Source organism: Pseudodesulfovibrio cashew (assembly GCF_009762795.1).
Lineage (GTDB): Bacteria > Desulfobacterota > Desulfovibrionia > Desulfovibrionales > Desulfovibrionaceae > Pseudodesulfovibrio > Pseudodesulfovibrio cashew.
This window is the reverse complement of sequence record NZ_CP046400.1, coordinates 1,630,405-1,656,532: the sequence shown is the minus strand read 5'-3', so window position 1 is coordinate 1,656,532 and position 26,128 is coordinate 1,630,405. Positions and strand designations below refer to the sequence as shown.

At 61.4% G+C, this 26,128-nt stretch carries 29 protein-coding genes; 16 read left to right on the top strand and 13 right to left on the bottom strand.

Features of this window, described 5'->3' with window-relative positions; genetic code table 11:
• The first annotated feature begins 61 nt into the window (after nt 1–61).
• Both rdgB and thpR read left to right on the top strand, forming a co-directional pair.
• Nucleotides 62–670: an RdgB/HAM1 family non-canonical purine NTP pyrophosphatase gene (rdgB, locus tag GM415_RS07420; protein ID WP_158947185.1), complete on the top strand. Its 609-nt coding sequence runs from the start codon at nt 62–64 to the stop codon at nt 668–670.
• A gap of 100 nt (nt 671–770) precedes the next feature.
• Nucleotides 771–1,370 (top strand): RNA 2',3'-cyclic phosphodiesterase, encoded by a 600-nt coding sequence (thpR, locus tag GM415_RS07415; protein ID WP_158947184.1) that lies wholly within the window; start codon nt 771–773, stop codon nt 1,368–1,370.
• Here thpR and GM415_RS07410 read toward each other — a convergent pair.
• Complete coding sequence (locus tag GM415_RS07410) at nt 1,342–1,827, bottom strand: CinA family protein (RefSeq protein ID WP_158947183.1); 486 nt, start codon at nt 1,825–1,827, stop codon at nt 1,342–1,344. The two genes, thpR and GM415_RS07410, sit on opposite strands and share 29 nt — an antisense overlap.
• Before the next feature lie 70 nt (nt 1,828–1,897).
• Here GM415_RS07410 and GM415_RS07405 point away from each other — a divergent pair, with 70 nt between their 5' ends.
• Nucleotides 1,898–2,326: a hypothetical protein gene (locus GM415_RS07405; RefSeq protein ID WP_242012398.1), complete on the top strand. Its 429-nt coding sequence runs from the start codon at nt 1,898–1,900 to the stop codon at nt 2,324–2,326.
• Between the two features lie 78 nt (nt 2,327–2,404).
• On the top strand, nt 2,405–2,755 hold the full coding sequence (locus GM415_RS07400; protein WP_158947182.1) for a DVU0772 family protein: 351 nt from the start codon (nt 2,405–2,407) through the stop codon (nt 2,753–2,755).
• Between the two features lie 83 nt (nt 2,756–2,838).
• Here GM415_RS07400 and GM415_RS07395 read toward each other — a convergent pair whose 3' ends face one another.
• Together GM415_RS07395 and GM415_RS07390 are read right to left on the bottom strand one after the other, a co-directional pair.
• The gene (locus GM415_RS07395) at nt 2,839–3,315 is read right to left on the bottom strand and encodes a DUF3124 domain-containing protein (protein ID WP_158947181.1); all 477 of its coding nucleotides are present in this window, start codon (nt 3,313–3,315) and stop codon (nt 2,839–2,841) included.
• 66 nt (nt 3,316–3,381) lie between these two features.
• Entirely contained in the window at nt 3,382–4,116 is a 735-nt protein-coding gene (locus GM415_RS07390) for a sulfite exporter TauE/SafE family protein (RefSeq protein ID WP_158947180.1), read from the bottom strand.
• A 114-nt stretch (nt 4,117–4,230) separates the two neighbouring features.
• On the opposite strand from GM415_RS07390, the gene argJ reads away from it, so the two are divergent.
• From argJ to GM415_RS07335, 11 genes are all read left to right on the top strand, one after another.
• A complete protein-coding gene (gene argJ / locus GM415_RS07385; protein WP_158947179.1) occupies nt 4,231–5,409 on the top strand; it encodes a bifunctional glutamate N-acetyltransferase/amino-acid acetyltransferase ArgJ in 1,179 nt (392 codons plus the stop codon).
• Nucleotides 5,410–5,420: 11 nt separating this feature from the next.
• Complete coding sequence (gene dmpI, locus GM415_RS07380) at nt 5,421–5,618, top strand: 4-oxalocrotonate tautomerase DmpI (protein WP_158947178.1); 198 nt, start codon at nt 5,421–5,423, stop codon at nt 5,616–5,618.
• Nucleotides 5,619–5,762: 144 nt separating this feature from the next.
• On the top strand, nt 5,763–6,374 hold the full coding sequence (locus tag GM415_RS07375) for an HD domain-containing protein (RefSeq protein WP_158947177.1): 612 nt from the start codon (nt 5,763–5,765) through the stop codon (nt 6,372–6,374).
• Nucleotides 6,375–6,603: 229 nt separating this feature from the next.
• A complete protein-coding gene (locus GM415_RS07370) occupies nt 6,604–7,410 on the top strand; it encodes an MlaE family ABC transporter permease (RefSeq protein WP_158947176.1) in 807 nt (268 codons plus the stop codon).
• A 7-nt stretch (nt 7,411–7,417) separates the two neighbouring features.
• Nucleotides 7,418–8,272 (top strand): ABC transporter ATP-binding protein, encoded by an 855-nt coding sequence (locus GM415_RS07365; RefSeq protein WP_158947175.1) that lies wholly within the window; start codon nt 7,418–7,420, stop codon nt 8,270–8,272.
• On the top strand, nt 8,266–8,715 hold the full coding sequence (mlaD, locus tag GM415_RS07360) for an outer membrane lipid asymmetry maintenance protein MlaD (RefSeq protein ID WP_158947174.1): 450 nt from the start codon (nt 8,266–8,268) through the stop codon (nt 8,713–8,715). Before GM415_RS07365 ends, mlaD begins: the two co-directional genes overlap by 7 nt.
• Nucleotides 8,716–8,743: 28 nt before the next feature.
• Nucleotides 8,744–9,385 carry a Tgt2/MlaC family protein gene (locus GM415_RS07355; protein WP_158947173.1) on the top strand — a complete coding sequence of 214 codons (642 nt, stop codon included), beginning with the start codon at nt 8,744–8,746 and terminating at the stop codon, nt 9,383–9,385.
• Between the two features lie 8 nt (nt 9,386–9,393).
• Nucleotides 9,394–10,233, top strand: a complete 840-nt coding sequence (locus tag GM415_RS07350) for an MlaA family lipoprotein (RefSeq protein ID WP_158947172.1) — start codon at nt 9,394–9,396, stop codon at nt 10,231–10,233.
• Nucleotides 10,234–10,259: 26 nt separating this feature from the next.
• Complete coding sequence (locus GM415_RS07345; RefSeq protein ID WP_158947171.1) at nt 10,260–10,739, top strand: metallophosphoesterase family protein; 480 nt, start codon at nt 10,260–10,262, stop codon at nt 10,737–10,739.
• Between the two features lie 396 nt (nt 10,740–11,135).
• Nucleotides 11,136–11,648 carry a CreA family protein gene (locus GM415_RS07340; protein ID WP_158947170.1) on the top strand — a complete coding sequence of 171 codons (513 nt, stop codon included), beginning with the start codon at nt 11,136–11,138 and terminating at the stop codon, nt 11,646–11,648.
• Between the two features lie 16 nt (nt 11,649–11,664).
• Entirely contained in the window at nt 11,665–11,904 is a 240-nt protein-coding gene (locus GM415_RS07335; protein ID WP_158947169.1) for a Nif11 family protein, read from the top strand.
• Nucleotides 11,905–11,989: 85 nt separating this feature from the next.
• Here the strand turns inward: GM415_RS07335 and GM415_RS07330 are convergent, their stop codons facing one another.
• From GM415_RS07330 to GM415_RS07310, 5 genes are all read right to left on the bottom strand, one after another.
• Nucleotides 11,990–12,922, bottom strand: a complete 933-nt coding sequence (locus tag GM415_RS07330; RefSeq protein WP_158947168.1) for a hypothetical protein — start codon at nt 12,920–12,922, stop codon at nt 11,990–11,992.
• 382 nt (nt 12,923–13,304) lie between these two features.
• Nucleotides 13,305–15,845 (bottom strand): preprotein translocase subunit SecA, encoded by a 2,541-nt coding sequence (gene secA, locus GM415_RS07325; RefSeq protein WP_158947167.1) that lies wholly within the window; start codon nt 15,843–15,845, stop codon nt 13,305–13,307.
• 8 nt (nt 15,846–15,853) lie between these two features.
• Entirely contained in the window at nt 15,854–16,663 is an 810-nt protein-coding gene (locus tag GM415_RS07320; RefSeq protein WP_158947166.1) for a hypothetical protein, read from the bottom strand.
• A 134-nt stretch (nt 16,664–16,797) separates the two neighbouring features.
• Nucleotides 16,798–17,616 (bottom strand): hypothetical protein, encoded by an 819-nt coding sequence (locus GM415_RS07315; RefSeq protein WP_158947165.1) that lies wholly within the window; start codon nt 17,614–17,616, stop codon nt 16,798–16,800.
• An 8-nt stretch (nt 17,617–17,624) separates the two neighbouring features.
• Nucleotides 17,625–18,746, bottom strand: coding sequence for a (Fe-S)-binding protein (locus GM415_RS07310; RefSeq protein ID WP_158947164.1), 1,122 nt, complete (start codon nt 18,744–18,746; stop codon nt 17,625–17,627).
• A gap of 129 nt (nt 18,747–18,875) precedes the next feature.
• On the opposite strand from GM415_RS07310, the gene GM415_RS07305 reads away from it, so the two are divergent.
• Complete coding sequence (locus GM415_RS07305) at nt 18,876–21,230, top strand: MBL fold metallo-hydrolase (protein WP_158947163.1); 2,355 nt, start codon at nt 18,876–18,878, stop codon at nt 21,228–21,230.
• A gap of 178 nt (nt 21,231–21,408) precedes the next feature.
• Here the strand turns inward: GM415_RS07305 and GM415_RS07300 are convergent, their stop codons facing one another.
• From GM415_RS07300 to GM415_RS07280, 5 genes are all read right to left on the bottom strand, one after another.
• Entirely contained in the window at nt 21,409–22,800 is a 1,392-nt protein-coding gene (locus tag GM415_RS07300) for an FAD-binding oxidoreductase (protein WP_158947162.1), read from the bottom strand.
• Between the two features lie 235 nt (nt 22,801–23,035).
• Nucleotides 23,036–23,494, bottom strand: a complete 459-nt coding sequence (locus tag GM415_RS07295; RefSeq protein WP_158947161.1) for a hypothetical protein — start codon at nt 23,492–23,494, stop codon at nt 23,036–23,038.
• A gap of 11 nt (nt 23,495–23,505) precedes the next feature.
• Nucleotides 23,506–23,985 (bottom strand): SsrA-binding protein SmpB, encoded by a 480-nt coding sequence (smpB, locus tag GM415_RS07290; RefSeq protein WP_158947160.1) that lies wholly within the window; start codon nt 23,983–23,985, stop codon nt 23,506–23,508.
• A gap of 15 nt (nt 23,986–24,000) precedes the next feature.
• The gene (gene ptsP / locus GM415_RS07285; RefSeq protein WP_158947159.1) at nt 24,001–25,785 is read right to left on the bottom strand and encodes a phosphoenolpyruvate--protein phosphotransferase; all 1,785 of its coding nucleotides are present in this window, start codon (nt 25,783–25,785) and stop codon (nt 24,001–24,003) included.
• Nucleotides 25,786–25,789: 4 nt separating this feature from the next.
• Nucleotides 25,790–26,095 (bottom strand): HPr family phosphocarrier protein, encoded by a 306-nt coding sequence (locus tag GM415_RS07280; protein ID WP_158947158.1) that lies wholly within the window; start codon nt 26,093–26,095, stop codon nt 25,790–25,792.
• Nucleotides 26,096–26,128 lie beyond the last annotated feature (33 nt).

Sequence of the window (26,128 nt, the reverse complement as noted above, 5' to 3'; positions counted from 1 at the left end):
TGTGCCTTGGGCTTTCGCAATATGTGTTTTTACATAAACCCTTTCAGAACGAGACGTTACAATGGATACCATTGTCCTTGCGACCAACAACAAGGGAAAGATCCGGGAACTGTCCGTCATGCTGGAGCCCTTCGGCGTGACTGTGAAGTCCCTGGCTGAATTCCCTGAGATCGGCGAAATCCCCGAGACCGGCGAGACCTTCAAGGAAAACGCGTTCATCAAGGCGCGCACCGTGGCCCGGAAGACAGGCTTGGTGGCCGTGGCCGACGATTCCGGCATCGAAATCGACGCCCTGGACGGACGCCCCGGCGTCTATTCCGCGCGCTATGCCGGAGAAGAATGCGACGACCACGCCAACAACGAGAAGATGCTAGCCGAGATGAAGGATGTGCCTGAAGAAAAACGCACCGGCCGCTACCGCTGCGTCATGGCCGCCTCCGCACCCAACGGGGCCGAGATCGACACCGACGGCGCATACGAAATCCTGGTGGGCCACGGGTATAAGGGCAAGGGCGGCTTCGGTTACGACGTCATCGTCATCGACCCGGAACTGGGCTGTCACGTGGCCGAGCTGGACCCGGAGGTCAAGAACGGACGCTCCCACCGGGGCAAGGCCATGAAGAAGCTCCTGGAGCTGTGGCCGGACTTCTGGAAAAAGGCAACGGCATAAAACTCTTTCCCGACTAGGTGCATACAACGCGAATCCCACTCCGGCGATTTCCCGTTCACGGTCTTCCCGCTCCCGCACCCCAATGCGGAGGAACTACACCATGCGACTCTTCATCGGCATTCCGCTGCCGGAATCCTATCACGACAAAGCGGAAAAACTGGCCAGGCTCCTCGACCGGAAGCTGGCCTCCCGGATCAAGTGGACCCCGCGCGGCAACGCGCACATCACCCTCGCCTTTCTCGGCCATGTGGACAAAGAGGCCCTCCCCAGGGTCAAGACGCTCCTGTCCACCGTGGGCTATCCTTCGTTTTCGCTCCGGGCGGGAGGCTGCGGCTATTTCCCCAATGCGAAAAAACCGCGCGTCCTGTGGACGGGCATCATGAAGGGAGCGCGGGCGTGCGCCGACCTGGCGGCATCCGTCACGGCGGCCATCACGCCCATCGGCTTCGCGCCGGAAGAGCAGCCCTTCACCAGCCACATCACGCTGGGCCGGATCAAGGAAAACCGCAACGACGACTGGGAATCCGCCCTGCTCCTGTGCAGGGGCGTCTGGCCGAGCTTCACGGTGGACAGGTTCACCCTGTGGCAGAGCGAGCTTTCCGAAGAGGGAGCCAGCTACACCGCCCTGGAGGAATTCCCCCTCGGCCCTCCCGAGGCGCCAGTATCCAGGCCTACCGCGCCACGGACAGCAGTCCGTTGACGGCGGCCATGACCGACTGGCCCTTTACCGACGCGCGGTCGCCGCTGAAAGTATAGCATTTGGCGCGCACGCCGCCTGCCCAGGCCCAGGCCATCCAGACCGTGCCCACGGGTTTATCAGGGGTGCCTCCGCCGGGACCGGCAATGCCGGATATGGCCACGGACACATCCGCGCCCACTGTCTTGAGCACGGTTTCGGCCATGGCCCGCACCACGGGTTCCGATACCGCGCCGTGCTCTTCCAGCATTTCCTTGGGCACGCCGAGCAGTTTGGTTTTCACTTCGTAGGCGTAGGCCACGATGCCTCCGGCGAACCACTCGGAGCTGCCGGGAACGTCCGTCAGGGTGCTGGAAAGGAGCCCGCCGGTGCAGGACTCGGCCGTGGCGAGCATGTTGCCGTGAGCGCGCAGGCATTCGCCGAGTTCGGCGATGGCGCGGCTGATGAGATTGGTATCCATGTATTCCTCCGGCAATGGTTCTACAAAATCCCCTTGCCGGTTGCAATGCGCAGCTTCAAGCGGATAGAATATGACCATGACAGCCACCCCGTCCGAGATTTTCGACCTGGCCGTAAAACGCCATCGCCTGCCATGGAACTGGACCCTGCACACTGCGGCGCTGGCCGGTTTCGCCCTCACCCTGCTTGCGCACAGCCCGTTGCTTTTCGCCGCCTCGCTCATCGTGGCCGGGGCCGGCTTCTTCGAACCAGATCTGCCCACGCCGCCGGACAACCGGTGGTTCCGCCTTGCAGCCCGCGCCGTGGAATGGGAAAAGAACTGGGCAGCGGCTCCGTGGAACCGACACAAGGTGCTGCGCTTCGCCTTTGTCCTCCTTGTGGCCCTCGTGGCCGCATGGGCCCTGTGGACCCGCGACCCGGTGGTCCTGGCCCTGCTCGCCGCCTTCGCCTACCTGGTATACGTGGTCCGGGACAACATGGCCGGGGGCATCGACCCCTAGCTGTCCCCGCATGCTGGACGAACAGCGCTTCCGTTGTTATATATCATGGAAGAATGGAAAAATACCGGAGGTAGCCATATGAGTGACGAAAATGCCTGCAAGCAGTGGTTGAATGAAGTGAACTGGGACATGATCCACGAGGACGCGGTCACCCTGTACCTGGAATGGGGCAACAACAACTATCGCGACGCCATGCGGTCCCCGGTGACCAAGAGCGGCGAGTATTCCATCTACTTCGCCATCGACACCTGGGACGAGCCCAAGGTCGTGCTGATGAAGATGGACAACTACGGCTCCACCGTGCTTTGCTCCAAGAAGATCCCGGACGAGCTGGTCAAGGAACTGCTGGAAGACATCAAGGGAATCAAGGGCATCCTGGAACTGACCCCGCCCATCAAGAAGTGGCTCATGGAGCTGCTCGACGCCTGATCCGGCGTTGCGATACCGACAATGAAAGAGAAGGCCGTTTCCAGATGGAAACGGCCCTCTTGTTTTCCTTGAACCGGAGGAACTCAGTCTTCCTCGATGGCCACCCCGTCGCAGACGAAGGAGATGCCCTGGGTGGAGGCCGTGCCGATCATGACCGCCTGAATGATGGGGGTGGATACCTTCGCTCCCCCCTCCCACTTGACCGTGAAGTTGGCGCCGGACCCGCCGGAAGTGTCACGCTCCGGGATGTAGACCTCCTTGGTGCCCATGGGCGGGATGACCACCGGCTCCTTGAAGAAACTTTTCACCAATTCTCCGTCGTCGTTGTAGTAGTGCACATACGACACGGTGATGGAGTGCTCGGAGTCCACGTTGCGGATGGAGAGCAAAGCCGAAAGATTGTACGGACGATTCTTGGGTCCCTGGTAGACATGCGAATACACGGGCACGTAGACCTTCTGTCCGCTTGAAAGAAACAACTCGCGCCCGGCCTGTGCGGACTGGACGAACAGGAATGCGGCCAGTACGGCCAGGACGGGAATCAAAGTATTACGGCGCATGGGAACTCCTTGATGGAACGGGGATCGTACCCGGATATATGCCCGCTCGCCCGGGGAATTGCAAGGTCAGCCGAGGGCCTTGACGACCAGGGCCGCGCCCAGCACCGCCACCAGGCCGAGAACGATCTTCCGGAATACGGTTTCCGGCAGTTTTCGGCGGACCTTTCCCCCCAGCCAGATGCCCACGGCCACAGGAATGACGCCCGCCGCCGACACGGTCATGGTTTCGGCGGAAAGCAGCCCCATGCGGCCCAGCCCGGCGAGCATGATCACGCTGGAGATGGTAAACGAGGTATTGATGGCCTGAACCAGCTCGTCCTTGGTGATGTTCAGGGACATGAGGTAGGGCAGCATGGGCATGATCTGCGATCCGGTCAGGCCGTTGACCAGACCGGTGAGGGTGCCCGCGACCGAGGCGGTAAACCGGGTGTAAGGCAGGGAAAAGCTGCCGCCCCAGAGCCCGTAGAGGCCGTACAGGACCATGGAGATGCCGAGCACGGCCCTGGGCAGGGTCGTGTCCCCGCCGCCCAGCACCCACAACCCCACGGCCAGGCCGGGCAGCGTGGCCGCGTACAGGAACCAAAAGCGGCGGAAGATGCGCACGAAGCCGCCCGCGTCGATCATGACCAGGGCGTTGGAGAGCAGGGACGGAACGATAACCAGCGGAATGGCCAGGCGCATGTCCAGGTAGCCCGCCATGACCCCGAGGCAGGTGGTGGCGAAACCGAGCCCTGCGGTTCCCTTGAGAAAAGCGGCGAACAGGAAGGTGGCGAAGACGAAGGCGATTGTCAGCGGTTCCATGATCGCACCTGACTACGCCCTCCCTGGACCGCTGGCAAGCGGTTACCCCTTTTCAGCAGGGCCGCTCTGGGGTACACCAATGCCTCAATCACGAAAATCCATATGGAGCACGACATGAATATACCCAAGGGATACCGGTTCGCCGCGGCACGGGCCGCCTTCAAGTACGAAGGCAAGCTCGACCTCGGGGCCATCGTCAGCGACACCCCGGCCGTGGCCGCGGGCGTGTTCACCACCAACAAGTTCCAGGCCGCGCCGGTCCTCCAGTGCAAGGAGATGCTGGCCGACGGTCGAAAAATTTCCGCCATCATGGGCAACTCCGGCCAGGCCAACGCCTGCACCGGCGAAGAGGGCCGTGCCAACTGCCGTGAGACCCTGAACCTGGCCGCCAGGGCGCTGGGCGTCCCGGCGGACGAAATCCTGCCCGCTTCCACCGGCGTCATCGGCGCACAGTTCAACATGGCCAAGTGGGAGGCAGTCATGCCCTCACTGGCCGAGTCCCTGGGCGACGACCCGGAACTCACAGCCAAGGCGATCATGACCACGGACACGGTCCACAAGCTGGCCGAGGCCTCCTTCGAGCTCAAGGGCGGCGAGGTCCGCCTGATAGGCATGTGCAAAGGCGCGGGCATGATCTCCCCGAACATGGCGACCATGCTCTCCTTCATCGCCTGCGACGCGGACGTTTCGGCCGAGGCGTGGCAGACCATGCTCTCCGACTGCGTGAACCTGACCATCAACAGGGTCACCGTTGACGGCGACATGTCAACCAACGACTGCGTGTTGGCGTTGTCCAATGGCAGGTCCGGCGTGGCCATCGAGTCCGAGGACGACTACATCCTGCTGCGCAAGCACCTGCTGAGCGTGCTGGAGGAGCTGGCCTACAAGATCGTCATGGACGCCGAGGGCGGCACCAAGGTCGCCTTCATCGAGGTGTCCGGAGCCAAGACCGATGCGGACGCCGAGCTCGTGGCCCGGGCCGTGGGCAATTCGCCCCTGGTCAAGACCGCCCTGTTCGGATCGGACCCCAACTGGGGCCGGATCATCTGCGCCGCGGGCTACTCGGGCGCGAATTTCCGGGCCGAGGATCTGGTGCTCAAGATCGGCGGCGTTCTGGTTTTCCGCAACGGCACGCCCGAGCCGGGAGACATGGACGATCTGCTAGCGCCGATCATGGCCAAGCGGGACATCGTCATCCACCTGGACGTGGGCGACGGGCCGGGCAGCACCATGCTGCTCGCCTCGGACCTGACCAAGGAATACATCAGCATTAACGCGGACTACCGCAGCTAGGAGACGGAAACATGCCCATCCTGCGCGTCGAGACCTGGGCCGGACTGCCCAAGGAAAAGAAGCGGGACTTCGTGGAAACCCTGACCAGGGAGGCCACGCGCATCCTGGGCTGCCCGCCCGAGGCCGTGACCGTGATCATCGACGAGGTCCCCAAGGAGAACTGGGGCGCGGCGGGCGAGCTTTGCTCCGAGCGGTTCCCGGACAAGTAACGGCATCGGAAGCATTTTACTGAGCTAACATAATACCATTATACTATACACGGCACACCCCATCACCCCACTCCGCTCTCGTCGCGAGGCAGCGTCAATACGTGCGGGAGAGATAGAGGGGAAGAGGCTTGCCGGAGGCATTCCATGGCAGACATGAAGGGCCGGGACAAGACAACCCGGATAGTCGATTTTTTTAACGAGTGCGGCATGCTCCGCAAGACGCCGCGCACGGGTTACCAGTTTCTGGGCTCGGGCAGCGAAGACGTGGCCCAGCACTCGTTCCGCACGGCGGTCATAGGCCACGTGCTGGCGCTGATGGCCGGAGCGGACGTGGCGCGGACCACGTACATGTGCCTCTTTCACGACCTTCACGAGGCGCGCACGGCGGACTTCAATTACGTCAACAGCATCTACGACAGGTCGGACCGCACCACGGCGCTCGAACACGCCACGGGCGGCACCGGGCTGGAGGAGGAAATCCTGGGCTACTGGGAAGAGCTGGAGACCACCGAGACCCTGGAGGCGAAACTGGCCCAGGACGCCGATCAGTTGGACTTCATCCTGAACCTGAAGGAGGAGTTCGACATGGGAAACAAGTATGCGGGCGAGTGGCTGGAGATGGCCGTAAAGCGGGTGCGCACCGAGTGGGGCCACGAGCTGGCCGAAACCATCGCCAGAACCGATCACAAGGAGTGGTGGTTCCTCGGCCCGGACCCGTCCTGGTGGGTCAAAAAGAACGGCAAAGACAAAAAATAAGTTGCACGAACAACTTGTTTCGTGTTTAGTTCCCCGGCGATGCTGGTGCACGAAGTGACGGAAAGGGCTAACAGCCTTGCCGTTTCATCACTATTTCGGTACAGACGTGTCAGTAATGAATTCTTAACGTTTGATGGGGAACGCCAACGAAGCTGGCCGGTTGAAAATCCGCAGACCGTTGGTGCAAGACAAAGTTAAGGGCAGTCCTCTGCCGGGAGTGGGACTTTCGATGGCCGAACAGGCTGGAAAATCCATATTTTCTTTTGCGGTTCCGTACAGGATGTGCCGCGATTTCGTCGATGAACTGGGCAATATGACCCTGTTCCTGCTGGAGTCCTTCGTGCTCATATTCGCGGGATGGGGCCAGTTCGCCAAGTCGGTCCGACAGATCTACTTCATCGGCGTCCAGTCCATCTCGGTCATCGCGCTCATCGGGCTCTTCACCGGCATGGTCATGGGCATGCAGCTCTACTACGCCCTGTCCACCTTCGGCGCGGACGGCTTCCTGGGAACGGGTGTGGCCCTGTCCATGGTCCGCGAGCTGGCCCCGGTGCTGACCGCGATCATGCTTACCGGCCGCGCCGGATCGGCCATGACCGCCGAGATCGGCGTCATGCGCATTTCCGAGCAGATCGACGCTCTGACCATCATGGACATCAACCCCATGCGCTACCTGGTGGCCCCCAAGCTGGCCGCCAGCCTGCTCTCATTCCCGATCCTGACCACGTTCTTCAACCTCATCGCCATGTGGGGCGGCTGGCTGACCGGCGTCAAGCTCCTGGGGGCCAACGAGGGCGTGTACTGGTCGAGCGTGGAATCCTCCCTGCAATGGGACGACATCCAGGGCGGCTTCATCAAGGCCATGGTCTTCGGGGTGCTGGTCTGCACCATCTGCTGTTTCGAGGGATACTGGACTCACACCCGCTCCGGCCATGCCGGGCCCGAGGGCGTGAGCCAGTCGACCACCAACGCGGTGGTCAAGTCGTGTGTCATCATTCTTGCGGCGGACTACGTGCTCACGTCGCTGTTGTGGTAGGTGAAAGATGAGCGGCGCACCCGGCATAAAGCTTGAAAATCTGGCCATCGGCTACGGCAGCAAGGTCATCTGCAAGGATCTGAACATCGAATTTCCCGGCGGCAAGCTGTCCATGGTCGTGGGCGGCTCGGGCTCGGGCAAGTCCACCCTGCTCAAGCACATCCTCCAGCTGCAGCCGCCCCTGGGCGGCCGCATCCTCATCGGCGGGCACGACACGAACGCCATGAGCCGGATGGAGGCGCACTGCATCCGCCAGCGCACGGGCGTCCTGTTTCAAGACGGCGCCCTGCTCGGCTCGCTCACGGTCAAGGACAACATGGCCCTGCCCCTGCGCGAGCACACCAGGTTGAATGAAGCGCAAATCCTGCGCATCGTGGAGGACCGCCTGGCCATGGTCGGCCTGGAGCATGCCCTGGACCTCTACCCCAACGAACTCTCGGGCGGCATGCGCAAACGCGCGGGGCTGGCGCGGGCCCTGGTCATGGACCCGCAGGTGCTCTTCTGCGACGAACCCACCAGTGGGCTCGACCCGGTCATGTCCGCCGAACTGGACCAGCTCTTGCTTGAGATGATGTGCCATTTCGACATGACAATGATCGTGGTCACCCATGACCTGGCAAGCATGCGCAGCCTGGCCGACTACGTGGTCGTCCTGGGCGAGGCCCGGTGCCTCTTCCAGGGTTCGCTGGAGGAGCTCGAGGCGACGACGGACCCGTATCTGAGAAATTTCCTGGACCGCATCGCCACGGAACGCGATGCGCCGAGGCTGACGTTGCCGCCCATCGACCAGAGCATGATGAAACGCAACTGCAACGCCGTAATGGGCGAAAAAGACACTGTCCGAAAGGGTGAGAGATGCTGAAACTGAAAAAGGAAACCGCCGTGGGCCTGTTCGTTCTCCTCGGACTGGCCGCCATCGTGTACATGTCCGTCAAGCTCGGCAACGTCCAGTTGTTCTCGGACAAATACTATCCGGTCCACGCCAACTTCACGGACATCTCCGGCCTCAAGGTCAACGCGCCCGTGCAGATGTTCGGTGTCTCCATCGGTTATGTCGAGCAGATCGGCCTGGATCAGGAAAAGGGCATGGCCACGGTCACCATGCTCATTGAAAAGGAGATCATGCTCACCGACGACGCCATCGTCTCGGTCAAGACCAACGGCCTTATCGGTGACAAATACCTCAAGATTTCCCCAGGCGGTCTGGGCGAACCGGTAAAACCGGGCGACACGCTGTTTGACACCAACCCCGCAATCATTCTAGAGGACCTGATCAGCAAGTTCGCTCTGGGCAACGTAAAATAAGCAAAAAGACCCGCAACAAGGTACATAAATGCTCAAGAAGATACTCTTTCCCCTGGTCCTCCTCTGCGCGCTCCTGGCCGCGGCAACCGTGTCCGCCGCCAAACAGACCCCCATGGAGCGGGTCAAGGAGGGCGCGGACAAGCTCATCAAGGTCCTGTCCGATCCCGCCTTGCAGGACGAGGCAAAACACGACGAGGCCATCAGCACCCTGCGCAAGACCGCCGAGGAATACATCGACTTCCGGCTGGTGACCATGTACTCCGTGGGCAAGCCGTGGTTGAAGATGTCCGAGCAGATGCAAAGCGACCTGACCGAGGCATTTGTCCAGCTTCTGGAGCGCACCTACCTCAAGCGCATCCCGGCCTACGGAGGCCAGGAAGTGAAGTACGACAAGGAGCTTGTCGCCGGGAAAAAAGCAAAAGTTTTCACAGAAATCATTGACAAAGATAAAAAAATAGTTGTTGAATTCAGGTTGAGGGACACTGGAGAGCAGTGGATGATCTACGACGTGGTTGCCGAGGGCGTCAGCCTGGTGGCCAATTATCGTAGTCAATTCTCCGAGATTCTGGATACCGGAAGCCCGGAGGATCTGCTCAATCTGATTCGTGAACGCATCCAGAAACTTGACCGGGGTGAAGTAGACGCTTCCGAAGACAAGGTTCAGGGATAATTGATACAATGAATTTCAAAATGCTGATCTGCGGCGTACTGGCCGCCCTTCTCCTGCTTGGGGCCGGGTCTGCCCTCGCGTCAGGCGATACGCCATCCGGGGACTCCACCCGCATGGTCGCCCAGTTCTCGGGTATGAAGGGAGCCGGAGCTGCCAAGGACGCAACCGGAACCGCCGCGGATGAGGACATCTTCGCGGACGACGAATACGCGGATCAGGGTCCGCTGGTGGCTGATCCGCTCTACGGCTTCAACCTCGTCATGTTCCACTTCAACGACGCCATGTACCACGGCGTGTTCAAGCCGATCGCCAAGGGCTATGCCTGGGCCGTGCCGGAAAAACCACGCCAGTGGGTCCGCAACTTCTTCACCAACCTGCTCTTCCCTGTCCGTTTCGTGAACGACCTGCTCCAGGGCAAGTTCGACGCCGCTTATATGGAGACCTCCAAGTTCATCGCCAACACCGCGTTCGGCGCACTGGGCCTGGCGGACGTCACGTCCGGCATGAAGCGCAACTGGGAGCCTGAACGGCCCACAGCGGACGGCTTCGGCCAGACGCTGGGCAAGGCCGGCATCGGGCACGGAGTCTACCTGGTCTGGCCCATCATCGGCCCCAGCTCCATCCGTGAATCAGTGGGTTGGGTGGCCGACGCCTACCTTGACCCGATCACCTACGGTAAGTTCACGTTCATCGAGTTTGCGGCCATCCGCACCTACAAGAACCTGAACGACCTGTCGCTGCAACTCACGGGCAACGAGTACGAAGCCATTACCGAGGGCGCGGTGGACAAATACGCCGCAGTCCGCGACGCCTACATTCGCTTCAGGGCCAAGAAGGTCGAGGAATAACGAACGACCGAACCGGCCTCAGCCTCATGCAAATCGCCGTCATTTCCGACACCCACCTGACCGGCCCGGAGCCGTGGCTCGAGCGCGTTTACGCCAAGTGGCTTGCGCCCGCCGACTGCCTCATCCACTGCGGTGACATCACCACCTTTTCCACCTGGTCCTATTTCATGCAGCATGACCGGTTCCTCTGCGTACGCGGCAACTGCGACTGGGACCTGCAACTGACAGCCCAACTTCAGGACACCCTCACGGCCCGTGTCGGCCCCATTACCCTTGCAGCCGCCCATGGCTGGGGGCCGCGCTCCCAGGTGCCGATCAAGGTGGCCAAGGCCTTCGGCCCGGACTTCGACCTGATCTGCTACGGGCACACCCACAGGCGCGACTGGTCAATCGTCGAGGGCGTCCAGATGCTCAACCCCGGTTCCCTGGGCGAATCCCGCTCCCTTGCCCTCGTCACCGTACGTGACGACTGCTCCATGGAGTGCGAGTTCATCGACGCAGGCTGACGCCGATCTCCGCCTCTCGCGCGTCTTCTGCTATTTACCAGCCGGAGCCACCTCTCGGCATTCTTGCCGAATAGACGATCACAACGGCACAAGCCCCACTCTTCCGTACGATACGGCGGCAAATCCGCCAGCCCTGCAATTCATCCAGCCTTCGGATTGGCAGACTTGGAGCCCAGCGCGGAACAGTGCGGTCGCGTGATAGAACACACGATTTGAGTTTGGCTTCTCACTTTCGTCTTCACGCTTTTGGCGCGAGCCAGTGCCAAGCGGTTTGACTCGCTCAACGTCACCTAACAAGAGCCCCTCTCCTTAACATCGCCTCTCTCCTGAGACGCGAGGGGACACCGCCATGCCTCTCCCTTGCCTTTTCGGAAAACCCTTGCTAGATATCGTCTCATGCAATCTCTAGACTTTTACTCGAAAAAATCTCGATCCGGTTTCGGCTTCTCGGTCCAGGCTGTGTTTTTCGCGCTGGTCCTGTGCATGCTCACGGCCTCGCCCGTGGCCTCGGAGACCATAGGAAGCGTGGACACGGTCTTCCACATGTTTTCGCGGGACGATGACATCGTGCTTGAGGCCTTCGACGACCCCGAGGTTTCCGGCGTGACCTGCTACCTGAGCCGGGCGCGCAAGGGTGGGGTAAAAGGCATGATCGGGGTGGCCGAAGACCCGTCGGACGCCTCGCTGGAGTGCATCCGTACCGGGCCCATCAAGGTCCCCGAAGACGTCAAAAACGGCAAACGGGACGGCAAGCGGCTGTTCAAGAAGAACACCTCGCTGGTCTTCAAATCCATGCAGGTGGTGCGCTTCTATGACAAGAAGCGCAACGTGCTCGTCTACATGGTCTACAGCGACAAGCTGGTTGAAGGATCGCCCAAGAACAGCGTCTCCGCCGTCAAGGTAGAATAACCGCAAGGAGAAACGCATGAGCCAGGATGAACTTTCCCGCCTCGTAAACGACGTCATGAACAACCCGGCCCTTTTGTCCGAGGCCATGACCATTACGGACCAAGCTGGCATGGAGGCGTTCATCACTGCCAAGGGCTACGATCTGACCGATGACGAGCGGCTTGAGGTCTGGGTCATGGCCGCCAAGATCCTCGGCGGACACGGATTGTCCAGGGAGGACGCCGAGACCTACATCTCCTGCGCCAAGGGGCAGTAAGGGAAATATTTCTTCGGGGATACCCCGTGGATAGTGGACGAAAGCGGGTGCCTGCTCATGCGGGGCCCGCTTTCTTCGTGCCTGACTAAAAGGTATAGAGCACGCGTGCGTAGCCGCCCCAGCCATCGGCCAGACGGTGGGTGGAGTGAAGCTTGCCCTGGGAATCGTAGAGTTTGTAGCGTCGGTTGTAATGGTATTCCGGGCCAACCGAGATGGTCCAGCTCTTATCAGGCGAATAGTCCAGATAGGCCCCGACCTTGGCACGCACCAGGCCGAGATAGCCATTCTTGCGCACCGGGCTGTCCGGTGACAGGCGATAGGTCTTGTCCGCGCCGGACAGGGCCATGCTGAAGCCGATCTTGTCCGAGCCGCCGGGCAGGGCCGGGAAAAAGCCCATCCGCTTCAGGGTCTCGCGCAGCGTCTTCTGCGACACGGCCACGGCCAGGCCGAATTCCACGTCGCCGAACAGGTCCTGATGCAAGGCGCTCAGGGCCACGGTCTTGGCTGTGATTCCGAGCATCCAGCCGTCCCAGAAGTCATAGGCAACACCACCGTCGAAGCCCGCGCCTACCGCGCCGGGGAAATCCCTCTCGAACGAGGAGGAGAGTTCCCCGTTGACCCAGTACCGCCAATTCTCCCAGAACCGATTGTTGAGCAGCCGGGCCTGGAGCGTGACGTCGTAGAGGTTGTCCCATGGCTCGCGATGGCTGGAGGCAAAGGTCACCTGCCCCTTGTCCTCCCACATGAAGTGGGAAATGCCGTAGGAAAAATGGAAGATGGAATAGTCCGCGCTGATGGTCGTGCGCGCCACGGCCACGCTGCCCAGCCCATTGGTGAAATCCGAGTTCTCCACATAGGAGACGTCCGCCTCCATTCTGAGCTTGGTAGAGACGTTGGTGGGCGCGGCCAGCAGGAAGCCCGGCCTGGACGTGAAGGAAGGCTCCTCGGCAAAAGCAGGATGGACGGCCAGGAACAGGAGGAGGAACTGCAGGAGCAGCAAACGGCAGAGGTAGTGCATGACGTCTCCAGATACTCCCTCTCCTGCTCCCTGACAAGCGCAACCCGCCGGAAACGGACCAGGAGAGTGTGACGCGCTTTCCGGTGCGCACCGTGCGCACCTTGTGGGCAAATTGTGGACAATCCACACCTGGTTTCCCCGTTTCCGAGCGGGCTGACAGGTAAATAGCAACTCCCGTGCCCGGAGTGGACATGGTGGACAGTCACCATGTTTTTGGAATCAGGATATGATGCCGCCGTTGGCGGCGCTGCCGGGTGATTTCGCATCCGGCGGCCAAAGGGCAAGCCCTTTGGATTCCCATTCTCGCCTTCGGCGGGGTCTGTTCAACAAAAAAGGCCGCCCTTAGGACGGCCTTCTTGCTATCAATTGTCTGTAATAAGGCTTACGCGCCGCAGCACTTCTTGTACTTCTTGCCGCTGCCGCAGGGGCACGGGGCGTTGCGGGAGACCTTGGGGGCCTTCTTGACCGGCTCGGCCTTCTTGTCCGCCGATTCACTGTCGGTGTACTCCAGCTCGTCGGAGGTCTCGTGCTGAAACTCCTCGTCCCGGACCTCGGCCTCGATGCGCAAGTGCGAGAAGGCGCGCATGGAACTCTCCTTGATGGTGTAAACCAGCTCGGAGAAGAGTTCGAAGCCCTCGCGCTTGTACTCCTGCTTGGGGTCTTTTTGGCCGTATCCGCGCAGGCCGATGCCGTCGCGCAGGTGGTCCATGTTCAGCAGGTGCTCCTTCCAGTTGCGGTCCAGGGAATCGAGCAGGAAGTAGCGCAGGATCTCCTGGTAGTGGTCGCCCGTGGAAGCCCGCAGGTAACCGAATATCTCATCCACCCAGGTCTCGGCCTGCTCGCGGGACGGCAGCTGATTGTCGTGCCACCCTTCGAAACGCTCGAAGTTGAAGACCTCCTCCAGCCTCGCCCGGACCGAGTCCACGGTCTCCTTGTCGGGATCGCGCATATCCAGGGCCGGTTCGAGCACGTCCTCCAGCAGATCGATGGCGTACTCGCGGGCGATGCCGTCCACGGTCTCGGCCTGCATCAGATCGCGGCGCAGGGAGTAGATGACCTCGCGCTGCTGGTTCATGACGTCGTCATATTCCAGGAGCTGCTTGCGTATCTCGAAGTGGTGTCCTTCCACCCGCGTCTGGGACTTTTCGATGGCACCGGAGACCATCTTGTTCTCGATGGCCATGCCGTCTTCCAGGCCGAGCTTGTCCATGATGCCCTTGAGCCGGTCAGAGCCGAACAGGCGCATGAGGTCGTCGTCCAGGGCCAGGTAGAAGCGGGAGGAGCCGGGATCGCCCTGACGGCCTGAACGGCCGCGGAGCTGGTTGTCGATACGCCGCGATTCGTGGCGCTCGGTGCCGATGATGTGCAGGCCGCCCAGCTCGCGCACGCCCTCGCCGAGCTTGATGTCGGTACCACGGCCGGCCATGTTGGTGGCGATGGTGACTTTCTTCTTGTGACCGGCCTCGGCCACGATCTCGGCCTCGCGCTCATGCTGCTTGGCGTTGAGCACGTCGTGCGGAATCTTCTTCTTTTTGAGCAGGTGCGAGAGCAGCTCCGACTTCTCGATGGAGACCGTGCCCACCAGGGTGGGCTGGCCGCGATGGTAGCAGTCGGCGATATCATCGGCGATGGCCTCGTACTTCTGCTCCTGGGTCTTGTAGATGGCGTCCGGATGATCCTTGCGGACCATGGGCTTGTGGGTGGGGATGACGATGACCTCAAGATTGTAGATCTGGCCGAATTCCACCGCCTCGGTATCGGCCGTACCGGTCATGCCCGCCAGCTTGTCGTACATGCGGAAATAGTTCTGGAAGGTGATGGACGCCAGGGTCTGGTTCTCTGCCTCGACCTTGACGTTCTCCTTGGCTTCGATGGCCTGATGCAGGCCGTCCGAGAGGCGGCGGCCCGGCATGAGGCGACCGGTGAACTCGTCCACCAGCACCACCTGGCCGTCCTTGATGATGTACTCCACGTCGTTCTGGTAGCAGTGATGCGCCTTGAGCGCCTGGAGTACGTGATGCTGAAGGGCGATGTTCTGCGGGTCGAACAGGTTGTCCACGTCCAGCATGGCCTCGACCTTTTCCACGCCCGCGTCGGACAGGGTCACGGCCTTGGTCTTTTCGTCGAGCACAAAGTCGCCGTCGGGCACGGCGTCCTTGTCCTCGGGGTCCATGGGCGAGGACTTGGCCAGCGAGGGGATGATGGAGTCCACGCGGCGGTAGAGACCGGAGGACTTTTCGCCGGGACCGGAGATGATCAGCGGAGTCCGGGCCTCATCGATGAGGATGGAGTCAACTTCGTCGACGATGGCGTAGTTCAGGGGCCGCTGTACGAGCTGCTCCTTGTAGAACTTCATGTTGTCGCGCAGGTAGTCGAAGCCGAACTCGTTGTTGGTTCCGTAGGTGATATCCGCGGCGTAGGCTTCCTGCCGCTCCTGGTCGGTCAGGCCGTGGACGATGACGCCCACGCTCAGGCCGAGGAAGGCATAGAGCTGGCCCATCCATTCGGAGTCACGGGAGGCCAGGTAGTCGTTGACCGTGATGACGTGCACGCCCTTGCCGGAGAGCGCATTGAGGACCACGGGCAGGGTCGCCACCAGGGTCTTGCCCTCACCGGTCTTCATTTCGGAAATCTTTCCCTGGTGCAGGACGATACCACCGATAAGCTGGACGTCGTAGTGCCGCATGGGCGGATCAAAGGCCCGCTTTCCGGCCTCGCGGACCAGTGCGAAACATTCAGGCAGGAGGTCGTCCAGGGTCTTTTCCCCGGCTGCCACCTGGGCCTTCCACTCACTGATGATCCGAGGGAAGTCCTCGTCGGACAGCGCCTCCATCTTGGATTCGAAACCGTTGATTTCGGCGATTATGGGCTTGAGTTTCTTCAGGTATCGGTCATTTTTGGAACCGAACAGGAATTTGAGCATTCTGACTCCTACACGTCTAGGTCGGTGTCGCCTTGTTTCCGGGCTCGCTCTGCGCGGGCCTCTTCGGCGATGAGGGCTTCATATATAACGCAAAGCCCTGTGGATAATAACAATGCGCCCAGCGTCAACAGCATGGAGCGCGTGATGATCGGCATGAGCCGCAGCCCGGGTCCCAGGCTCGGGTTCAGCCAGTCCCCGGCATAGGCCGAGGCGGCAACCCAAGGAATAAGCACGGGCGAGGCCAGAAGCAAGAGGCAGGAGGCCATTTGGCGGCCATATCCTTTGGTCAGAGCCAGGGAACGCATGAGCGGCTCGGCCTCGTCGCCCGACAACACGGGATACACCAAAATGGCCCGGACATAAACCGGCAGCAGCAGGAAAGCCCCGGCGGCCACTATCAGCGGCTGGAACCGGCCCGCCGCAGGACCGACCACCTGCCCGAACAGCGTCGGCACCAGCGTGACCACGACGAATGTCCCGAGCATGAACGAGACGAACAGCACGTAACAGTAGGCTGCCGCCTTGCCGAGCTTGACCAGGCGGTTCTCGCCGGACCAGCCAAAGGCGTCCCCCGTGTCCAGGATGCGGTGGCAGAGCAACGCCAGCAAGGGCCCGAGCGCCATGGCCTCGGGGATAAGCAGCCACCCCAGGTCAAAGGGATTGAATGTATACAGCCCCGGGAAAAGGCCCCGCGCCAATCCGGCCAGCAGATGAATTCCGAAGATGGCGGCCACGATGCGCGCAAACGCTCCGGAACCGCGCCGCAACCGGGCGAAGGTTTTGAAAAGGATATCGGGCGGGGAAAGGACGTAATTCATGTGGCTCCCTGCGCAGCGGCGCAACGAGCCTTGGGATAGCACAAACCACCCCCCGGGCAAAGGGAGACCCCGGAAGAAAATGTTTCAATCACGTTACAGGACGCAGGCCTCCCCCTCCTCAAGACGGCGGGAGTCTATCCCGCATCGGCGGCATCGCCGTTCCCGGCTCCGGCCGCCTCCATTGCGTCATAACGCTCTTTGAGACGAACATACCAGACGACATAGGACGTGAAGGTGAACCAGAACACGGCGGATATAGCCAGCGACCAGGCGATGGAGCCGGGGGAGTGCCAGCTGAACGTTCGGCTTTCAATTTGCCCATTGAAATAGACGCGTTGGAGCGACTGCACGATCAGGAAGGGGAGACCGAAAAGCCCCAGCCTGAAGGTATACCCCCGGCTCATTCGCCAGGACCGCTTGAAGGTGGAAACCTCGTCGACGGCAACGGCCGGGACCAGGAACCCCCAGCGACAGGCAAGAAGCAGGCACCCCACACCCAGCGCCACCATTGCGCTCGACACGAAGAGCGCCATCACCACGACCCGTTCCCCCGATCCGACGGCTCCCACAGTCGCAACAATGAACACAATCAGGAACGAAAAGAGGGCAAAGGGTACTATGAGAGCCAGCGACAGCAACAAGATCTTGAGAAGCGTCTTGAAATATTTCCCCCAAAACCCCTCGGGGATCAACGGATGCGCTTCGCTGCGAAGCGTTCCGATAAAATCGTGAAACAGGATGACGTAGATCGCCACGCCGATGACCGCCAACAAAACAAACTGCCCGAGGTACGCCGGTGAAAGCGCGTCTTGCGGCCTGCCGCCCAATTGCATGAGCATGGGAATGGCCAGGGCGGTCATCCCAGCCACCACAACAATGAGGAGAACCAGCTTTTCCTTTATGAGAGCAATGCTCTCCTTGAACACCTGAAGCACCGAAATCTTGTCCGACATGAATGCTCCTATCCTATCAGTTCCAACCAATGCCCCACCGCCGTTCCCTCCGGCGCGGTGGCCGCAAGCTGCGCCACGCACGCCGAACACCCGGTGACGATCACCTCCGGCCCGGTCAGCGCGTCCCAACAGCGCCGGTTGACATCCTCGGCCACCTCGGGCGCGGCCAGGCGCAGGAGTCCGCCGAATCCGCAACACTCCCTGCCGGACGGAGCGGCCAGGCGCTCGCCCAGCACTGCGGAAAGGAACCCGAAGTCAGGATCGCCGTCACCGGCATGGCAGGGATGATGGTATCCCAATTTTTCCGGCGCATTGTCGAATATCATAAATTCAGTATTTTTCACAACTTCGGATAACGGCAGGATGGATTTCCTCCAGAGGAGACATTCCTCCTCATCCCTGCAATCCGAGTACCCGAGCAGCCCCGCCCTGCAGGAGGCGCAGAAGACCGCAACCTTGGGCCTGCCCGCCGCACGCCATACCGCAAGGTTGTGCTTGGCCATGGCTTTCGCTTCGTCCAGACACCCCCCTGCTTCGAGGCTCGCCCCACAGCAGCCGAAGTCGCCGGGCAGGACCTCGATGCCGAGGCCGTCCAACAGTCTCAACGCGGCCATGAGCCAGCGTCCCTGCACATGGGTGGCGGTGCAGCCCGCAAAGAGCAGCATTTTCTCGCCGCGAGATGTGTCAGGGAATTTTTGGGGAGAGAGGAACGGCGTCAGCCCCGGCCCGCCCTTCAAGCCTGCGAGCATCTTGAGCATGGGGCCGAACTTTTCCGGCCGGAACCGTTCGGGGATGAGTCCGGCCGCAGTCGAGCCAGCGGACCACAACGTCCCTGCGTGGCTCAACCAGGTCTTCCACAGCCACTGCTTGAAATCGGGATGGGCCGCCCGCAGCATGGCCACCAACCCGGGCACGTCCACATCCTGAGAGCAGACAGCCCGGCACCGCTTGCAGCCAAGGCACAGGGAGGCCAGCCGGGCCACGTTCGCCTCTCGCAGTTCGCCGCCGTCGCCATCCAACAACCGAACAAGGTCCGCCTTGGCGCGCGGGGAAAGCTCCTCCCGCCCGGTTGCCCGCAAAAGCGGACAGACCTCCAGGCACTTGCCGCACAGGATACAATCTTTGGACATACCCGCATCCATACGCTTCGTCTCCCTCTCGGGCAACCGTTATATTTTCTATTTTATATTTGATCTTGATATTTGATTGTGAATATATTATCAAATTACGCAAGTCACGATTCAACACCGGGAGACGGCATGCAGCACACGAGAGACACCCTGTTGGCAGAATGGATCGAAACCGTCATCAACTCGCAGCAATTCTATCCCTACGACACCACGGGCCGAGCCCAACAGGTCGCCAGCCTGTTGGAGACAGCTACAAAAAAGGGCTGGAAAGATTGGAAACGCTATCTGGAAGTCCAGGAGGATTTTGAGAAGAAGGACACCTACATCAAGAGGCTGTGGGAATTCTACAGATGGGCAGTGGAGCGCAAGACGCCAGTCGAACCGTGGCTGGTCGCGCACGCTCTCTACCAGCTTGTAGCCGCTTCCTCCTCGATAGATGACGCCGACACGGCGGAAGAATGCCTGGAGAAGCTGCTCGACTCATTCAAGGACAGCGGCGATCTCCGTATCCAGTCCTTCATCCCCCGTGCGTTGAACAATATGGGAGTCATGTACGGACGGCTCAAGAACGTCACCAAGGCCTATGGCTGCTTGAACCAGGTCATCAATGACTTCAAACAGTTCGATGACATCAACATAACCATTGCGGTGGCCACGGCCAGGCTAAACATCGGCATCATCAGCGGCGACATCGAGGACAAGGCCGAGCCGGACCACTACCTGAAGCTGATCAAGGCGTATCGCGGCAGTGACAACAAGTGGCTCCAGGAGATCGTCGCGGAGGCCATGTTCAACATGGGTCATTGCCGATTGGACTTCGGGGAATACGAAAAAGCCATCGCCCAGTGGGAAGACATCTACCACCGCTTCAAGGACAATCCGTCGCAGGAGGTCCAGGTCACGGTGGCCGAGGCGTTGAACAACATCGGGCTCGCCTTCAACGAGATGGATGAACCGGACAGGGAGATCGAGGCCTACAACCGGGTTCTGGAGACATTTGAAGACAGCGCCGACGCCAACATTCAGGAGCAGGTCTCCCTGGCCAGACGATACAAGCGCCTGATCCTGCGCGACATGGGAATGGAAGCCGAATCCCAACAAGTGCTTGAGGACGCCATCGAAACCGCCCGCGCCACGGAGAACCAGCAGGTCCAGCGGATCACCCTCAGGGAATCCCTGGCCGGAGTCATCGACCGCTTCTCCAACGAAAAGGAAAACTTTCTGAGCAAGATGGACCGACGAAAGAAGAAGATCGACGCCTTCCTCGAAAAGCACAGCCGGTTCAAGCACCGCGCCTCGCTCGTCTTTGTCCTGCGCCAGTGGAACTCCTTCACCCCGATCATCGCCGACGGCACCGAGTCCGACCGCGGAGGCGGCTACTTCATCTATCACAACCGCATGGGCATCGTCGTTGACCCCGGCTACGACTTCATCGAGCACTTCCACAAGATCGGCGGGCGCATTCACGACATCACCCACATTGTCATCACCCACGCCCACGATGATCACACGGCGCAACTGGAACAGTTGCTGACCATGTTCCACCAGTACAACAAGAAGGGGAAAAAGAAGAAGGTCTTCCTGCTCCTTAACCACAGTACACTCAAGAAGTTCTCCGGCTTCCGGCTGCACAAGGATTGCGAATATATCGACCGGGTCATCTGCCTGAACAGCTATGATCCGACGTCCGAGCAGACCATCCATCTCTCAAGCCAGTGCTCGCTCACAGTGCTTCCGGCATACCACGACGACGTCTTCACCGAGGACTACGCCGTTGGCCTCGGCTTCAAGTTCAAGTTCCAGGGCCGCAGAACCCGCAAGATCGTCTTCACGGGAGACACCGGGCTTTTCCCGCCCAAGCAGGACCTGGATAACAAGATAGAAAAATTCGACAAACCACCTTACGAGGGCATCACCAAGGTCCGGGAGGATGAGCCGAGCCTAGCCCTCCACAAGAACTACCCGGAGGAGTTCGGCAAGTCGCCGGACCTGTTCATCCCGCACATCGGGTCCATCCAGCGATATGAGTTCGATCCCTCCAGAAACCCGGACGAACCCATGTTCTACGCCAACCACCTCGGCCTGCTGGGTACGGCGACCATGATCCACGAACTGGACCCGGCATCAACGATAGTCAGCGAGTTCGGCTCCGAACTCAAGGACCTCAGAATGCAGATCGCGGAGTTCCTGGCCCTCGGCCTGCAGCGGATGCAGGGCAGTGAAAACCGCAAATTCATCATTCCCGGCGACACCTCCATCGTCTACAATATCGAGACGAGTCAATTCCTGCGGCACGACGACTGCGCCTTCCACTCCAAGGAGGAGATCGCCGCAAAAGAGGTCGAAGGCAAACGAATCGGCCTGTTCCAACCCGACGCCCTCAGCTTTTCCCTGGAGCCGCTGGACTACACCCTTCGACACTACCGAGGAGAGCAGCCAGACGCCGACCCCTGTTGCCGGTTGCCATACTTCAAGGATGAATAAATGCCGCACTCCTGTCCTCACCGTCAAAAGAAAGGTCTGCTCACATGCGAACAGCCTCAGTCTTGACGCTGTGACCGGGAAACGATCCGCAAAAACGGAAGCCCCGAGGCCGCATCATGGCTTCGGGGCTTCTATCTATCTTTAGCCAGCATCCGGTGAAGGTAATAGTCCGCCACGGCTACCACCCCTTGCCGGGGTTCATGATGCCGTGGGGGTCGAAGGTCCGCTTGATGGACTCCATCAGCTCCAGAGCCAGCGGGGAAAGCTGCTCGGACACGAATGAAGCCTTGGTCAGGCCGGTGCCGTGCTCGCCGGAGATCGTGCCGCCCAGTTCCACGGCCAGGCGGAACACGGCGTCCTTGGCCTGCTCCGCCCTTGCGGCCTCGCCCTCCTGTCGGGCGTCATGCAGAATATTGACGTGGATGTTGCCGTCGCCCAGATGCCCGAAACAGAGGATCGTAAGCCCGCGCTCCCGCCCGATGGCGTGGGCGCGTTCTACGGCCTCGGCAACCCTGCCGCGCGGCACGGCGATATCCTCGGAGAGCTTGTCCGGCGCGATCTGGTAGGCCGCTGGAGAGATGGACCGGCGCACCGACCAGAGGCGCTCTTCCGCCTCGCCGCGCCCTACTTCCACCGACGCGGGATCGAGCGGCTTCAGGACCTCCGTCAGCGCCCGGATTTCGGCGTCAACGCCAGGCCCGGTGCCGTCCAATTTAAAAAGCAATGCGCCCTCGGCTCCGTCCGCCAAGGGGATGTCCGCCCCGATCAGGCGCACGGCCCGCAAGGTCTCGCGGTCCATAAACTCGCACGCCGCCGGGAGTACGCCCGCCCGAAAGACAGCCTGCGCACCCGAGAGCGAGGCGCCCAGGTCGGAAAAACCAACGAGCACCGAGGCCGAGGCTTCGGGCAGGGGCAGCAATTTCACCGTGATTTCGGTCAGCAGGCCGAGCTTGCCGCCCGCGCCCACAAAAAGCCGTGTCAGGTCCAGGCCGACCACGTCCTTGTGCGAGCGTCCGCCCGCGCGCAGCACTCTGCCGCCGGGCAGGACCGCCTCCACGCCGAGCACCCAGTCGCGGGTCACGCCGTATTTCACGGCCCGCAGGCCGCCGGCACAGGTGGAGACATTGCCCCCGATGGTGGAAATACGCACGCTGGCCGGGTCCGGTGCGTAGAGCAGCCGCTTTGCCGCGCACGCTGTCTGGAGGTCTCCGGCGATCACGCCCGGCTCGACCACGGCCACGAAGTCGCGCTCGTTCACATCGATGATGCGGTTCATCTTGAGCAGGGAGACCACCACGCCGCCCTGCGCGGGCACTGCGCCGCCCACGCGGCCGGTGCCGCGCCCCCGCCCCAGGATCGCCACCCGCTCGAGGTCGGCCCAGCGCAGCAGCTCCTCCACCTGTTCCCGCCGCTCCGGGCGCACCACGGCCCACGGCATACCGCGCTCCAGGCTGGCGTCAGCCGAAAACGCGGCCCGCTCCTCGGGCGCGAACAGGCAATCCTCGCCGGGAAAGAGCTCGGAGAGAAAGGCGCGATGGGCAGCGGTCAGGGATTGGGCAAGATCGGACATGCCACACCCTTACGAGGGGTGCGCGGTGGAGTCAATGGTATGCCTCCGGCGGCCGGAGGAAGGGGAGAGGGGAACCCGTTGTAAAGGGTTCCCCTCTCCCCTTCCCCCGCCCCCCCATCTCCTCTCCCTTCCTAAACTTTTTGGCGCGCCTTCGGCGGGGAGGTGATGTTGGTTCCGTCCTTGTTAGCCGCAAGAAGCGACAAGCCGGGAAGGTGACCGAAGAAAAAGACCAGGGTTACTGGGCGCGATGCGTGGAATCGTTGACGCGGATCGGGGCGCTGCGTTGGATGCCCTTGAGGTTGCCCTGCTTGTCGAAGATGGGCGCGCCCTGCGGGAAGTTGCCGGACAGAATCTTTTCCCGCATGTCGGCCAGAAAGATTTTGGCCTGTTCATCCGAGACCGGAGCGTTGCTTCGGTTGCGGGCGGTTTGAACAAAAACCACGTCCCAGTCGGGACAGTAGGAATCGGCGTGGGAAACCATCTCCGCAAAGGTCAGCCCGGGCTTGACCGGCTCATGGGCGTCGAACTGAATGGTGCACAGGTTATCCAAACCGGCCACGTCCTGGCCAGGAAAGAGCGCCTGTCCCACATCCCCGGCAGGCATGGCCGCCGTCTTCATGTACACGTAGAGCAGATGGAAATGCTTGCCGCTTCCAAGGCAGGCGTTGACGAGGTCCTCGAAGGTACTGAGCATGGCTTGCTCGCTTACTTGTACGAGGCCAGTTGGCGGGCGGTGTCGCGGGCGATGTCGCGGTCCTTGAGGTCCTGCTTCTTGGAGTGGACGTTCTTGCCCCGGCCCAGGCCTATCTGGACCTTGACCTTGCCCCGGGCGAAATAGAGCTTCATGGGAACCACGGTCAGCCCCTTCTGCTCGGACTTGGCCTGGAGCAGGTCGATCTCGCGCTTGTGCAGGAGCAGGCGGCGGGGCCGCTCGGGCTCGTGCTGGTCAAAGGGGCCGGTCTGCTCGTAGGGCGCGATATGCACGCCGATCAGGAAGGCCGAGCCGTCGCGAAACGACACATAGCCGTCCTTGAACGAGACCTGCCCGCCGCGCAGGGACTTGACCTCGCTGCCCAGCAGGGAGATGCCCGCCTCGAAGGTTTCCAGGATTTCGTACAGACGACGCGCCTGTTTATTGACCGCAATGGTGTCCGGGGACACCTTCTTTTTTTTCTTCTTCGCCATGAATGTATGTGATGCCTAGGAAGGCGCTTCGTCGTTTTCCAGGAGCGAGGAGAAAAAGGTCACCTCGTCCGGAAAGTGCTTGAAAATATTGTCCATCACCAGATCATTGATGCGTCCGACCGTGCGGCACTCCAGGACTTCCTTGAGCAGCTTGCGGCAGTCGTGCATGTTGGTCTGCCGGATGATGCGCTTGATGCCGGGGATAGCCTGGGGCGTCAGCGACAGGGAGTCGATACCCATGCCCAACAGGATGGGCACGCAGAACGGGTCGGACGCCACTTCGCCGCAGAGCGACACTTCTATGCCCGCCTGGTGGGCCGCGTCAACCACCAGCTTGATGGTCCGCAGCGTGGCGGGGTGCAACGGCTGGTACAGATAGGACACGTGGTGGTTGGTCCGGTCCACGCCGATGGAGTACTGGATCAGATCATTGGTGCCGATGGAAAAGAAATCCACCTCGTAGGCCAGGTATTCGGCGATCATCACCGCGGCGGGAAGCTCGATCATGATGCCCACGGGCATATCCGGGTCGTACTCCACGCCCTCGCGTCGCAGCTCGGCCTTGGCCTGGGCCAGCCACGCCTTGGCCTGGCGCACCTCCTTGACCCCCGAGATCATGGGAAACATGAGCGACACCTTGCCGTGAGCCGAGGCGCGCAGGATGGCCCGGAGCTGGGTCTTGAACAGCTGCGGGTTCTTCAGGCAGAAGCGGATGGCCCGAAGCCCCATGGCGGGGTTGGTCTCGCCCAGCTCGCCATAGGAGGAAATGAACTTGTCCGCGCCCAAATCCAGGGTACGGAAGACCACCTTTTTCGGCGACATGATCGAGGCCAGGTCGATATACTTCTCGGCCAGCTCCTCTTCGCCGGGCAGGTCCGTGCGGTTGAGGTAGGCGTACTCCGTGCGATACAGCCCCACGCCTTCGCCGCCGTTGTCCAGGACCGAGGCGACCTCCTCCACCAACTCGATGTTGGCCAGGACCTGGACTCGCGAGCCGTCGATGGTCTCGGCGGGCAGATGGCAATGACGCTTGATCTTGCGCGTGTACTCCTCGAAATACGCGGCGCGCTCATTGTACTCGGCCAGCTCCGTCTCGGTGGGGTTGACCACGATCTTGCCGGACAGCCCGTCCAGCACCACCAGGTCGCCGTCGTGAACGTTGTCCTCCAGCTTGTTCACACCCACCAGGGCCGGGATGGCCAGAGAACGGGCCATGATGCCGGTGTGCGAGGTCTTGCCGCCGCAGACCGTGGCAAAGCCCATGATCTTGTTCACCTGGAGTTCCACGGTGTCCGCCGGGGTCAGGTCGTGGGCCATGATGATGGCCCGCCCTTCCATGGCCCCGAGGTCGGTCTCCTCGCCGATAATCTTGGCCAGGACCTTGTCCGCCACCACGCGCACGTCCTGCATCCGCTCCCGGATGTAGGGGTCGTTGATGGCGCGGAAGGCGGCCTCCTGGTCGGATACGGCCTTTTCCAGAGCCCAGGCCGCGTTCAGCCCGAGGGACTTGATGTACTCCTCGGCTGCTCCGGCCAGCTTGGGATCCTTGAGCATCAGGATGTGGGTATCGATGAGCAGCCGGTAGTCCTTGAGCTCGGCCGGCACATGCTCGCGGGTGGCGGACAGTTCGGCCTCCACGGAGTGGAAGGCGTCCTGCAACAGGTGCACCTCGTTTGAAACGAGGTCCAGGGTCACGGTCTGCCTGGGCAGCCGCGCGCGGTGGTTCCGGTTGACGAAAAACGCCTTTCCGATGGCTATGCCGGTGGCCACCGGGATGCCGGTGAGGATCTTGTCCGCCATATATCTACTCGTCGAACTTGTTCCGGAAGAGGGTTTCCAGGGCGTCGGCCGCCTCGGCGGCGTCGTCGCCGCTGGCGCGGATCTCGATCACCTCGCCGGGGCCCGCTGCCAGGGTCAGCACGTCCAGGATGGACTTGGCGTCCACGGACTGCTCGCCGTATACCAGCAGGATCTCGGCCTCGAAGGCCTGGGCCTGCTGGGCCAGCTTGCCGGCGGGACGGGCATGCAGCCCGTGATCATTGGCCACCACCACCTGCCGGGATTCGATGTCTTCCGGGAAGGAACCCGGGGTCTGCGTATCAACCGTCATGCATACCTACTTCTTGGAGCCGTTTATATGTCC